Annotated in this window: 10 protein-coding genes and 1 tRNA gene; 2 read left to right on the forward strand and 9 right to left on the reverse strand. The window is 45.5% G+C overall.

Annotated features, from left to right (window positions below; genetic code table 11):
- The first annotated feature begins 195 nt into the window (after positions 1 to 195).
- Positions 196 to 1032, forward strand: a complete 837-nt coding sequence (locus MWG26_RS11800) for a helix-turn-helix transcriptional regulator (protein WP_025657362.1) — start codon at positions 196 to 198, stop codon at positions 1030 to 1032.
- A gap of 36 nt (positions 1033 to 1068) precedes the next feature.
- On the opposite strand, the gene MWG26_RS11805 is transcribed toward MWG26_RS11800, so the two are convergent.
- The 4 genes from MWG26_RS11805 to MWG26_RS11820 are packed head-to-tail and all read right to left on the reverse strand — an operon-like array spanning position 1069 to position 6199.
- Complete coding sequence (locus MWG26_RS11805; RefSeq protein ID WP_025657361.1) at positions 1069 to 2343, reverse strand: HAMP domain-containing sensor histidine kinase; 1275 nt, start codon at positions 2341 to 2343, stop codon at positions 1069 to 1071.
- Positions 2330 to 3010, reverse strand: a complete 681-nt coding sequence (locus MWG26_RS11810; RefSeq protein ID WP_025657360.1) for a response regulator transcription factor — start codon at positions 3008 to 3010, stop codon at positions 2330 to 2332. Before MWG26_RS11810 ends, MWG26_RS11805 begins: the two co-directional genes overlap by 14 nt.
- A 3-nt stretch (positions 3011 to 3013) precedes the next feature.
- Positions 3014 to 3784 carry an ABC transporter ATP-binding protein gene (locus tag MWG26_RS11815; protein ID WP_025657359.1) on the reverse strand — a complete coding sequence of 257 codons (771 nt, stop codon included), beginning with the start codon at positions 3782 to 3784 and terminating at the stop codon, positions 3014 to 3016.
- Between the two features lie 12 nt (positions 3785 to 3796).
- A complete protein-coding gene (locus MWG26_RS11820; protein ID WP_244062727.1) occupies positions 3797 to 6199 on the reverse strand; it encodes an ABC transporter permease in 2403 nt (800 codons plus the stop codon).
- 363 nt (positions 6200 to 6562) lie between these two features.
- Between MWG26_RS11820 and MWG26_RS11825 the strand changes: the two genes are divergently transcribed.
- Positions 6563 to 8107: an amidase family protein gene (locus MWG26_RS11825; protein ID WP_025657358.1), complete on the forward strand. Its 1545-nt coding sequence runs from the start codon at positions 6563 to 6565 to the stop codon at positions 8105 to 8107.
- Positions 8108 to 8209: 102 nt separating this feature from the next.
- Here the strand turns inward: MWG26_RS11825 and MWG26_RS22730 are convergent, their stop codons facing one another.
- From MWG26_RS22730 to MWG26_RS11855, 5 genes are all read right to left on the reverse strand, one after another.
- Entirely contained in the window at positions 8210 to 8332 is a 123-nt protein-coding gene (locus MWG26_RS22730; RefSeq protein WP_275891945.1) for a hypothetical protein, read from the reverse strand.
- Positions 8329 to 8601: a response regulator gene (locus MWG26_RS11830; RefSeq protein WP_025657357.1), complete on the reverse strand. Its 273-nt coding sequence runs from the start codon at positions 8599 to 8601 to the stop codon at positions 8329 to 8331. Before MWG26_RS11830 ends, MWG26_RS22730 begins: the two co-directional genes overlap by 4 nt.
- Before the next feature lie 971 nt (positions 8602 to 9572).
- A tRNA-Leu gene (locus MWG26_RS11845) sits at positions 9573 to 9657 on the reverse strand.
- Positions 9658 to 9825: 168 nt separating this feature from the next.
- Positions 9826 to 11211, reverse strand: a complete 1386-nt coding sequence (locus tag MWG26_RS11850) for a TrpB-like pyridoxal phosphate-dependent enzyme (protein ID WP_117440849.1) — start codon at positions 11209 to 11211, stop codon at positions 9826 to 9828.
- Positions 11212 to 12513: 1302 nt separating this feature from the next.
- On the reverse strand, positions 12514 to 13536 hold the full coding sequence (locus tag MWG26_RS11855; protein WP_025657356.1) for a DUF2804 domain-containing protein: 1023 nt from the start codon (positions 13534 to 13536) through the stop codon (positions 12514 to 12516).
- Positions 13537 to 13613: the final 77 nt, after the last annotated feature.

Below are 13613 nucleotides of genomic sequence, written 5' to 3' on the forward strand. Positions count from 1 at the left end.
AAAGAATTTCGCCGGTCACCAAAGGCTGCCTTTTATGGAATCCGCCTGTTTTCCTGCCATGGAATTATTTATATGCACGGAGTTCCATCATATTCTTGTCAACTACGATTAAAAATGATATACTTTTCCAAACATTTTAATTCGCAGCAGTCAGGCAAGCCTGAACTGTCTTCATTCTTCAAAGGGGGCATAATCATGACTGAAGTACAGTATTCCAATGCCAGTTTTCTGCATTCGGCACTGAAGCCTTCTGAGCAGTTAGTCTATATGACATCCGCTGCTTTTGGAAAAAACTGGGCATACACGCTTCATTCTCACAGTTTTGCAGAAGTATTCTTTGTTACATCCGGGGAAGGTGTATTCTATTCCAACGATGCGGAGGTTCCAATCCGGAAGAATTCGCTGGTGCTGATCAATCCAGGCACGCCTCACACGGAGCGCTCCAGCGGACCGGAGCCGCTGACTTACATGATTATGGGAATCGATAATCTCTTCTTTCAGTTTCTGGATAACAGAAAATTTCAGTTTCATATATATGAGCTTGAGGAATTTGGACATACGATCATGCCGGTTATGAATTTGATGTTGGAGGAGACAAAGAGCAGACAGCAGTCCTCCCTTCAGATATGCCAACACTATATGTCCGTTTTTTTTCTGAAGATCCAGCGTCTCATAGGCGACCGGCTCGCCCTGTATACAGCGGACAGCTTTCCGCCTGAGTGCGCCGCCGTTAAAGATTATATTAAGCTCCATTTTGCCGAAGATATCACGCTCGATACCCTGGCGGAGTTTTCCGGTTTTAATAAGTATTACCTTTCCCGCATATTCTCCAAAACTTATGGGATTGCTCCGATCAATTATCTTTTAGAAAGAAGAATTCTGAACAGCGAAGAGCTGCTCAAGACAACTGATTTCAGCATCAGTCAGATATCCCGTCTTGTCGGGTTCTCCTCTGCCAATTACTTTTCCCAATCTTTCAAAAGATATACCGGAATGACACCTCTCTCCTACCGGGAAACACATTTTATATAACAAGAGTAACCCAACAGACAGCCTGCCGGGGCAGCTTCAGGAAAATACAAGCACAAAAGCCATGCCGTTCTGCTGCTTTTCTGCAAATATTTCGCCGCCCATCTTTCGCATAATCTCGCGGCAAATATAGAGTCCCAGCCCGCTGCCCTGTCTGCCTTCACTGTTTTGGGCACGGTAAAAGCTCTCAAAGATATGGTTAAAATCATTATCTGTCACGGGAATTCCCGTATTGAATATGCGGATCAGCTGGCAGTAATCCTCCTCATAAAAGGAAATCTCAATTTTCTTCCCGTCCCCGTATTTGAATGCGTTTTCAAATACATTTTCGAACACCTCCAAAGCCCGTTCCAAATCGCCCTTCAACAGGCGGTTTTCATAGTTGCCAACGTACAGTTCCAGCATGCGGATGCTGCACTTTTCACGGTAAGTCACGAGGACCCTTGTGAGAAGCTCCTCCAGATAGAATTCTCCGTTATTTACGGAAATATCCAGAATATCCTCCCGGGCATTTTTCATAATTTCCTCTACATAGCGCTCAATTTCCTCTGCCTTCTCCCCAATCTGCCAAACTGCATGCTTCTTCTGCCCCTCTGTTTGATACAGATCTTCCTCCAGAGCCTTTCCACAAAGCCGGATGGTGTTCAACGGCGTTTTGATGTCGTGTGAAAGGGATAAGAGAAGCAGCTTTTTCTCCCGCTGCAATTCCAGCTCCCTCTTTTTTGTTACATCCAGTTTGTCCTTAAGCTGGCTGATCCCCCACATAAAGTGCCCGAAGAATCTGCTTTTTTCTTCATTGACCGCACCTTTAAAGTGTCCCTGAGCCAGTTCATAAGTAAGGCTGCTCATTCTCTGGAAGGGCCGTATGAGCTGGTATTTCAGATAGAATAAAATCAACAGTATGCACAGCTCCATGATTCCAAGAAAAAGCTGCGTCCACAAAAGAATCCTTCTCTGATCAAAGCCAGGCCTGTCATAGTCAAATCGTAAGAATCCCATCAAACAGTCCGCCGTATACAAGGGCCGGATTTCCGTTTCGCCGGCATCATCTCCCCTGTAGAATTCCGATGTGATATCCTCGCTGTCCAGATTTTCCAAAGAAAGAAAGCTTACACCCCGTACATATTTGTAAGAATGCAAATCAAGCTTATCCAGAGGTTCACCTTCAGATAAGCTGTTGTAAATGCGGTTTATTTCAACCTTATATTCTTTTTTCCTGTCTGCCGGCTCTTTATAAGAGATGCCTGCAGTCCACAGTGCCGCCAGCATATACAGCAGCACGGAAAGGGCAATGAGCCTGTTAAACTTCTTCATAGCGGTAACCTACTCCCCAGACTGTCTGTATCCGCCCGGGCTCCCTGGGATTATCTTCAATCTTGCTTCGCAGCATCTTGATGTGTACGGTAAGGGTCTGATTCTCACTCAGGCTGTCCATTCCCCATATCTGTGCGAAAATATATTCTTTTCTGAGCGTCTTCCCCGGGTTTTCGAGAAACAGAAGCAGAAGCTCATACTCCTTCACATTCAGTTCCAGTTCCTGGCCGTTCAGATAGGCCTGCCTTGCACTTGTATCCAGGCTGATTTTCCCGGATACGATCAGATCCGACTCCTGACGTCCGCCATAAGCACGCTGCATCAGCGCTTTGACCTTAGCGATCAAAATCTCTGCGTCCACAGGCTTCTCCATGTAATCGTCCGCCCCAAGTTCATATCCGGTCAGTTTATCAGCCCTGCCGTCCCGTGCGCTCATGATGAGCACCGGAAGATTCCACTTCGCCCTCACAGCACGGCAGACTGCAAATCCGTCCATTTCCGGCAGCATAATATCAAGAAGCAGCAATTTCACAGGCTGCCCCTCCATGTAATCCAGCGCTTCCGTCCCGCTCCCGGCCCAACAGACGGAATATCCCTCTCTGTTCAGGAAATCCCGTATCAGAACCGCCAGTTCCTTATTGTCTTCCACCAGTAATATATCTTTCATGTCTTACCATCCCAATTTGATCAGCCAGTCATTTAAAGTTCTCTCCCTGGCCCTGTCCTCCTGCGCACTTTCCCGTCTTCCAAGGGTGATTTCTTCACGGATGTCGCCGTCTTCAATATACAGTACCCTCCCGCATTTTGAAGCCACTTTCATATCATGGGTCACCAGCATGATCGTAGTTCCCTCTCTGTTAATATGGTTCAGTTCCTCCATTACCTCAAGGGAATTCTGCTTATTCAGCGCCCCGGTGGGTTCATCTGCAAATATGATTCTGGGATTGTTTATCATGCTGCGGCAGATGCACGCCCGCTGAAGCTGCCCGCCCGATACCTCGTTGACATCATTTTCCGCAATCTCACTAATTCCCAGCTTGTGCATGAGCAGTTTCGCCCTCTCATTGAGCTGCTTTCTGCCACTCTTTGTCTTTCCCTCCGCCGTCTGGTACCCGGGTAAAATAATATTATCATATACCGACAGATTTTTCAGCATATACATCTGTTGAAATACAAACCCCATCTCATTCAGGCGCACATCGCTCATATCTCCTGCTTTCAGAGAAGTCAGCTCCCGTCCAAAAAAGTCCACTTTCCCGGCTGTTGCGGAATCCATGCCGCTTATCGTATAGAGAAGCGTGGTTTTTCCGGATCCGGACGGTCCCATAATTCCCAGCATTTCCCCCTCATGGATCGTCAGATTTACGTTGCGCAGAACATTGTTCTGGCGCTTCTTTATTATATAGGTTTTACACAGGTTCGATACCTCTAATGTCTTCATATTCTATTCCTCCTACTCCAGGTTATTCAGTTCGCGGATATTGATCTCTTTCACGTTCATTGCAGCAATAACAGTTGCCAGGATAATCCCAACAAGCAATACTCCGGGATAAGCCCCGTATACCTGCCATGGCACCACCTGGATCTTCACGTCAGCACCCATAATCGCAAAAATAGGCTTCAGCATGAAACGGTTGGATACCAGTGACAGCGGGACTGCTGCAATCATCGAGATAAGGGCTACCCATACCATACGCATGACCTGCCACAGGCGGATCGTCCCGCTTCGGTATCCAATACTCTTCATCATGGCGATCTCCCCCTTTTCGCGGACTATAAACAGTCGTTCCATCAGCAGGGTGATCAGCATAATCACTGCGCAGAGCATTCCGGTCATCGGAACCAGCATATCCTTCAGAGATTCCTGGATACCACCCACATTCCGGTCCACCACATCCTGGGCCGTCGTCCATTTATAGTGTGGGAACAAACTGCTAAGCTCTGTAACAAGCTCTTCCTGCGTCTGATCCGTCTCCATATCCACCATAATGTTCCAATAGTGAAACATGGTTTCATCTTTCAATATCAGTTTCGGATTCATTCTGGCACTCTTGCCAACTTGCATGTAGTCTGAATATGATCCTGTTATGATAAGCTGCTTCTGCTCCCCGCCGGCTTCTACTTCTACCGTGTCGCCGATCTGCCATCCATTTTGCTCCATAATATTTCTTGAAAATGCAACCTCATTGGACAGACGCGGCGCATCCCCTTCCTGATAAGAGAGAAAGTCCTGGTTCGGACCGGCTATCTGCACCGTCATAATATTGTTTTTACCGGTCTCTCCCCCGGAGGAATAGCGCAGGAAATAGATCGGTACTCCGGTAAGATCAGCTTCATACCCCTTTTCTGCCAGTTCCGTTTCTACTCTCTTCATGCCGGCATCCAGATCTTTCCTGGTTCTGTAAAGATTTTCGCCGTAGTTTTCTATTTTTTCTACATAAACAGAGCTGTTCGGGTCCATACAGAATTTTCCGGCCATCTCATCGCTTTTCATCGTGTTCAGCGTATTCAAAGGTATTGTAATCAGTATAAAACTCAGACAAAAGGTCACAATCAGCACAAGGTACCGCTTTACATGGCTCGCCATGTCATTGAATCCGAGAAACAGCGCCACCGGCATCCGTTTTCTGCGGTACAGGCGAAGCCCCGCCCGCCTGCCATAGCGTTCCCCGCTCTGGCCTCCACGTATTGCGCTGATTGCAGAGATTTTATTCAGCTTTCTCGTACAGCTGTAGCAGAAAAACATAACCAGGATTACAATCAGCAGCGTACAGACACCATTCACCCACAGATTAACCCGGGTATCTTCCATAATCATATTGCCGCTGACGGATGCGACCATCATTCTGCTGACAGGAATACTTGCTCCCAGTCCTGCCGCAGCGCCAATAAAAACGATCAGGATATATTTTATAAGGTAAAGCTTTTTAATCGCAAAATTCTTAAGTCCTATGGCTTTCATGATACCGATCTCCCGGTACTCTTCTTCTATTGTAAATACCAGCGTGAACCGAAGCACCAAAAGTGCTATCAGGATCAGGCAGATTCCGATCAGGATCAGCAGGCCCGCCATAATCATATCGAAAGAATACGCCATCGTATAAGTACTTTTGGTAATCGAGTTCATGGAAGTCACAAAACCTTCCGCGTCAAATCCGCGGACAAACCTGTTCACATCCTCCACATTAAAGTAATACAGCCCAATGAGGTTAGCATCCTCTCTCCCCGAAAAGAATTTATAATCCGCTGGGCAGACAATCATCCGGCTCATACCGGCCATATCGCTCCCGAAAGCAGCATCCTTGATCAACAGCTTAACGGTAAACAGCTTCTCAGAACCGCCCACGCTGAGTTTCACCTTGCTGCCTTCCTCCAGCTTATTTTTACCGGCCATTGCCTTCCCCAGCGCAATCTCTCCCTTTTCCAGGCTGAAATCCTTCCCGGCCGTATCATATACCTTGCAGTAATCGGCATCCTTTGTGCCCAGATACATGCTCGCCCCATGCGTATTAAAAGCCTGATCTTTTCCGTCTGCCCGGATCCGGATGTCCTTTTCGTTCAGCATAATAACCGTATTATAGCCCCACTCTTTCACGCCCGGGGCATCCTTCTCAATCCAGCTGTCGATCTGTTCCTTTTCCTGGGTACCCGAGATAATATAATTCACATCGGGTACATTGGCATAATCCATATAGTAGTTCACTGCAGAAGACACTACCATAATATTGTTGATGCTGCTTGACAGAAAGATGGACGCAATCATAATGAACAGAAAAAGAATGATATTAACGCTCTTTCTCCTCTTCAGATCCTTTTTCAATATCCTCTGTATCATGTAATTTTCCTTCCCTTTCATTGGTGATAAGGAGAGTATAGCGTACTGTTTATTAAAAATTCCTTAAATGAGAAGAATTTTGTATTCCAAATGATTCGTAACAACAAAAAAACACCATTCATATAGTATCATACTTATGGCTGAATTAGAAAATGCTATCAAATATTACCATCCCGGAGGAGGTGATATTACACTGAAAAGTACAATAGGTGTTGGGACTACGATCACCATTATCTTATAAAATCTCTATTTTAAAGCCAAATACAGGCCTGCCGCATAATCCTTGGCAAAAACGCAGACTATAAGTTAGTATTTACTTTTACTATTTGATCAAGATTGCATTTCAGATACACAAAATATAACAATCAATTGGAGGGAAATGAAATGAAAAAAAAATATAAGATTTTTATTGGGATCCTTATCCTCTTTTTCTGTATAGCTGCCGGAGGCTTCCTCTATTATAAAATGGCTGCCCCGCCGGGTGAAGAATGGCTGGCTTATCATAACGAGGAGCTGATATCTAATATCGACAGACAGCTTTCCGGTTTGGATATCGACAGTATCGTCCAGAATAAGGAAAAGTTTGTGATTGAAAAAGAGATCACAGATATTCAGGATACAATAAAGGCTGGCCGACTTACCTATGAGGAGCTGACAGCGATCTGTCTTTATAGGATCAAGACCTTGGATCAAAAGGAACATGGTCTTAATTCAGTTCTGACCATCAATCCCCATGCAATGGATGAAGCCCGCCAAAAAGATCAGATGTATAACAAGCGGACAGAAGTTAACTCCGAGATATTCGGAATTCCGGTTCTGTTAAAAGATAACATCAATACTGCTGGGAGCCCCACCAGTGCAGGTGCTGCTGCATTGGCAGATTTTATTCCTGCCGAGGATGCCGATGTTGCGGCCAATTTAAAAAAACACGGCGCTATTATTTTAGGAAAGAATAATCTCTCTGAATTTGCCGGATATATGTCCAGTACAGCCCCCGCCGGATACAGTAACGCAAAAGGACAGACCATCAATCCTTTCGGGCCTTTAAAGATCTCTGCGTCCGGTTCCAGCAGCGGAAGTGCTGTTTCCGTAACTGCCAATCTGGCCCCTGTATCTATAGGTACAGAAACAGACGGTTCCATCGTCGCCCCCGCATCCGCAGGATCAGTAGTTGGCTTTAAGCCCACCCGTTCTACAGTCTCCGGCGCAGGTATCCTTCCCCTCATAAAACAGATCGATACCCCTGGCCCAATTGCAAAAAATGTCCAGGATGCAGCGGTTGTATACAATGCCATGTCTGATCAGGCCATCACCCCTGTATGGGATAAAGATTTTCTGCAAGATAAGACCATTGGATTAGCCAGCTATGAATATAATGACAAATCCCAGGTAAGTATTTTAAAAGAAGCGCTCCAGAATGCAGGTGCAAAAGTCATCGATATCCCACTCAGCCAAGAAGGGGTCTTAGTCTTCAGCAACATCCATTTGACTCTCAAAAAAGATTATGAAGACTTTGCCAGTATCTATGATTTACCTGTCAAGACGCTGGATAACTTGATAACCCTTAATAGTAAAGATAAAGACAAAAATGCCAAATACGGTCAGGACTATCTGGAAGAAGCTGCGAAGACTGCAATTACTAGTTCTGATGAGATCAGCAAAAGTATAGAAAAAGCCGCATCTCTTCTTGAAACAGCCTTTAAAGAAAACGGTCTGGACGGCATTGCGTTTTTGAATAGCACTGCCTCCACTTTACCAGCAGCGGCAGGCTTCCCTGAACTCACGATCCCTTTAGGAAAAGATAAGAACGGTGTACCACAGGGAGCCACATTAACCGTTCCATCCGGCGAAGATGAAACTCTGTTAAAAATGGGTTATAGTTTTCAGGAATATACAAAGGGCCGCATATATCCACTGGGAACTCCCTAAGTCCAATATGGAATTTACTCTGTGAACACTGAATGGAAAAGCTGTAGATTTTACCAACAAGGAGTAAGCTGTTCTGGATGACCGCATATATCATTCGCCTTCTTAAGAACGCCAGTCATAGTAGCTCTGTCTGCCTGAGCAATCATCTCCAACACCCTGCTGTTCACCTATTCCAAAGCCTATGAGGTTCTCATCCAGACACTTCATGATCTTATCTAAATTCATGGAAACAAGACTTTCTTCCTCAACAGGATCAAATCATAAGAGCCCCTCCGGTACATCTCAAACTTTTCTATTGCCTGGCCTCCATCTATGGCTGTATCCATCTCAGTTCCTGCGATATTGCGGATATGGCTGGCAGTTTCCAGTCCATCCACGTTCGGCATCTTCCAATCAATAAAACAGACATTAAATGGCTTCTCCTGTTTCTTTGAGGCTTCAATAAGGGAGAATGCATCGATCCCACTATCCGTCCATTCCTCCTGTACCTGCAATTTTCGATGAAAGTAAAAGTATATCTGATTTTTCTCTGGGAATGAAGCAACGGCTGGGCATTGAATTGGAGCTGCTTAACAGCCCTAAGTTGTTGGTTCTCGATGTAAACTGGTGCAGCCTTTTTGGCTGTGTATTCAGTGCATAGAGTAAAAAAGAATGGAATATAGGTACTGAATGCACAGTCGATACAAAGAAATGTGTATGAAGCAAGAAAGAAATATGAATATCTGATATGTGTGAATAGAACCTCATAGCTAGTTTTTTTTATTGTCAGATATGCACAGTTCACCCATTAAGTCCATTTTCCGCAAGACTTCTTCGCATTTATTTACCCCAATCCCCAGAAGCGTTGCCCGTACTTTTAAGTTTTCGAATGCCGTCAAATTCTCATACAGCGGGGGATTCGAATAATGAACCTATATCCAACAAATCTTTTCCGGTCCAAGGGTGATGATTAAATAAAGTGTCACCGGAAGTTGGGCTGATAATTCCTGTTATCATTTTTAATAATGTGGATCTCCAGCACCGTTAGGTCCTATATCCATTGATTGCTCCCTCATATCAGTATATCCACAGTCAAGAACTGTGGTAACGATTCCTTCTGTTGATACAGCTTTGGAACCATTTCTGAATACTGACTTGCATTTTTGATGATAGTTCTTCCATATCAGAACTTCGTATTTTCAACTTTTAAGAGTAGGCTTCAAGAAGTCTAAAAGCTCTAGCACTAATTATTGCGGAGTTTTAGGGGAAAAGAACTACACTATGTTACGTGACGTTTACAATGAAAGGCTTACAGAGACAACAGAAAAAGAATACTGCTATAAAAACAATATCCCTGGTCTGTTTGATATTCAATTATTGAAATCCGCATATTATTTGCAATCTTATTTACCAGCCATCTGTTTTTCCGCAAAATAAAATAGCCAAAAGCTCCAACAAATCAAAGCTTTCAGCTATCCGCCCTTAATGCGGAAGATGGGACTTGAACCCACACGAGCGCATTGCTCACAAGATCCTTAGTCTTGCTCGTCTGCCAGTTCCGACACTTCCGCATTTTGTAGTGCTGTATCTCAACTGCGCTACGAATGATATCTTACTATTTATTTCCGAAAATGTCAACAGATTTTTGTAAATTTTTTGTATAATTTTGAAAATTTGTTAATGCAATCCCTCCAACCCGGATATTTAAGGGACTTGGAGGGATTAATGAATTAATTTTTTTATACCATGTTGCCCTCAAATTTGGGTATTCCATCAAATCCTGTCTGAAGATCTTCATCCGTAGGAATATAATCGGTCATTTCATTGTTATGGAATTTTTCATATGCAAGCATATCAAAATATCCGGTTCCAGTCAGTCCGAACAGAATAGTCTTCTCTTCTCCCGTCTCCTTGCACTTCATTGCTTCGTCAATGGCAACCTTGATTGCATGGCTGCTCTCCGGTGCAGGGAGGATGCCCTCTACCCGTGCGAACTGCTCTGCTGCCTCGAATACGGATGTCTGCTCAACAGAACGCGCCTCCATGTATCCGTCGTGATACAGCTGTGACAGAGTGGAGCTCATTCCATGATATCTCAACCCTCCTGCGTGGTTCGCAGATGGAATGAAGCCGCTTCCCAGAGTATACATCTTAGCCAGGGGGCAGACCATGCCTGTATCGCAGAAATCATATGCAAATACGCCACGGGTCAGGCTTGGGCAGGATGCCGGCTCAACAGCGATAAACTGATAATCAGCCTCTCCCCTGAGTTTCTCTCCCATAAACGGTGAGATCAGGCCTCCCAGGTTGGAACCGCCTCCGGCACATCCGATGATAATGTCCGGTTTGATTCCATATTTGTCCATAGCAATCTTCGCTTCCACACCGATGATGGATTGATGGAGCAGTACCTGATTCAATACGCTTCCCAGCACATATCTGTATCCTTCAGTATGTGTTGCCACTTCCACAGCCTCGGAAATCGCGCATCCCAGGCTTCCTGAAGTGCCCGGATGCTCAGCCAGGATCTTCCTTCCGACCTCTGTTGTCTCGGATGGAGACGGTGTTACACTTGCCCCATATGTCCGCATCACTTCTCTTCTAAACGGCTTCTGTTCGTATGAGCATTTTACCATATATACTTTACAATCCAGATCCAGATAGGAGCAGGCCATAGAGAGGGCTGTTCCCCACTGGCCTGCGCCTGTTTCTGTTGTCACACCTTTGAGGCCCTGATCCTTCGCATAAAAGGCCTGTGCAATTGCAGAATTCAGTTTATGGCTTCCACTGGTATTATTTCCCTCGAACTTGTAGTAAATCTTCGCCGGAGTCTGCAGCTTCTCCTCCAGGCAGTATGCCCTGACAAGTGGAGCCGGACGGTACATCTTATAAAAATTCCGTATTTTCTCCGGAATCTCAATATGACGGTTGTCATTATCAAGTTCCTGTTTCACCAGTTCATCACAGAATACAACCCCCAGCTCTTCAGCAGTCATAGGCTCTAAAGTCCCTGGATTCAGAAGCGGGGCCGGCTTATTCTTCATATCGGCCCTGACATTGTACCACTCCTTCGGCATCTCGCTCTCTTCCAGATAAATCTTGTAAGGAATTTTGTTTTCACTCATTTTATAAATCTCCTTTCTTTTTTAGGGATAAGCCTTTTTATCTGCATAAAAAAATACTCCTATCCCTCACAATAAATTATTGCAGGGACAAGAGTATGAATCATCAAAACTCCTGCGGTGCCACCCAGCTTGATGCGGCGAACGCATCCTCTCATGCATACTAACATATGCTGACTTTGTTAACGGAGTACTCTCTCCGGCTCACCTACTGTAACTTTCAGTTCGCCCTCAGAAGCCCATTCCCATCTGCCTTGTCCCGCTGCAATCCCACCGCCTGCAGCTCTCTGTGTGGTAAGTACAAAAGGTACTTGCTCTTCCTCATAGGTTTGATAAATACTTTACTACGGGAACTTTCAAATGTCAATACTTTTTTTTAAATCGGGAGTTAGTTAACGAGCTTTAGACTCGTTGACGGACGGGGACGCTTCATGACAGGGAGGCCGGGGAGGTGCTGGGGCTGTATATGCCGTTGCGATATGCACCCATGCTGCTAAGTGATTCTAGAACACCCGATGCCGGATAGGCGGGTACGCTGAACACATTACGGGAAATCTGATGATTTCCCGCGCTGGGTTCAGCAAAAACTTGATTTGGAGATCAAGTTTTTCCCCGCCTATCCGGCATCGGCTGTTCAAGAATCACTAAGCGCACTCCAGCATTTCGCAACGGCATATACAGCCCCAGCACCTCCCCGGCCTCCCTGTCATAAAGCTGGCTCATCCAATCGGCAGGAAAGCTCGCCAACCGGGTGGGTTCCCGACCAGGGCAGCGGATTTGGATTGGCTATGCGTATCTTTTCATCTTCAAGATGTGTATTGAATTATTTTGATACTGGAACCGTATCCCATTGCTTATGTACACCTACTGGGGGCATAAAAGTCCCGCCAATTCAATACCATACGTTGCCCCCGCTTGAGGCCTCTCCTTAGAAACGAGCTTTTTTCTGCCGGTTGGATGCGACAGCTCCATGAAGGGATAGCTGAAAGCCTCCCGGAGAACATCCATGTCCTTTCAAAAACGCTCAAAGCGGACCTTAGAAATTCTTGGTGGGAAACAGCCCGGAAAATGGAGAGATTTTTGGATTCCGAATCCAAAAATCAGATGACCCAGCGCGAGAAATCATCGGATTTCTCGTGATGTGTCAGTGGTGCTCCATTTTCAGGGCTGTTTCCCGCCTAGAATTTCTTAGGTCCGCGGCCGCGTTTTTGAAAGGACATGGATGTTCTCCGGGAGGTTTTCGGCTATCCCTTTATGGAGCGCCCCCATCCGCGCCGAGGCTAAAGCTCGTCGCTAAATCCCGATTTAATAGCGATTATGCACATCTTCCGCAAAGCACATAAAGTCTTTTAATTCGATAAACATCCCGTTATCCAGTATTGCCCTGCCGCTCAGCTTCCCAAAGACCTGATGCTGGTCAGAGGCAATTACCAGCGCTGATATTTTGGCCGCCCGATCCAAGACCGGTTCAAAATCCATCTCGAACCTGCCATCGCTGGATGTAAAACGCCAGGGCTTCATGTAATCGTCCTTTGGTATGTGAAATGTTACATCATCCAGTTTATGACATACGCCGTCATAGAACAGAATATTTTCCGTTGCCGCAGACGTGTCACCGAATCCATAACCTATATTAAAACCAAAGGGCCTTCCTCCCACAGTTCCGTTTCCTGACCCCCAGTACCAGCGGTTGTCATAGGTCCATACGCCGCGTCCCCAGTCCAGGGTTCCGTAATCCGTCTCCGGGCAGAACCAGTAGGTGGTTTCATCAAACGTCACGGATCCTTCGGCGCGCATACAGTTTATTTTCTGGTTGTAATAAAAGGCTGTCTTTTTGTTCTTCCAGGGCGTGGCTATGACCATTGTGTCCATCGGTGGCTGAGAAAGAGTTATCTCACAGTATAAGGGCTTTCCATCCCAGAAGTCCTTGAAATCACAGGTAATCGTCCGCTTTCCGGGTTCCACGCAGAATTCCATCTTCAGGCGTTTATCTTTGTAACGGATATTTCCCTCTGACGAAGTGGATGGCATCTTCATCTTCCCCATGGGAAATTTATTTAGAATCGTCTCGGTGTGTTCCCATCCTTCTTTAAAATTCAGGAGAGAGACTGACTGAAGGCCTATATACCCATCGTCCGATAGCGTAAATGCTGCTGCGAAGTCCTGGTTCAGTACCAGATAATAATCCCATTCTTTGATCCGCAGCTTAGACGCTTTAATCTGGTTTCGGTCATATTCCTGGATAAGCTGCCTGGACCATCCTGGTTCCCTCAGGCTTCCGTCTTTATTTAATAAAGGCTGCTTTGTTGTAACTTCATGGTTTCTCATACAAACATCTCCTGTCCATCCAAATCCCATATAAAAAATGAAAAAAGCCCGAGTCCCTAGGGGATTCGGGCTTCATA

Origin of the sequence: Faecalicatena contorta, assembly GCF_022835095.1 — a bacterium.
Classification (GTDB): Bacteria; Bacillota; Clostridia; order Lachnospirales; family Lachnospiraceae; genus Faecalicatena; species Faecalicatena contorta.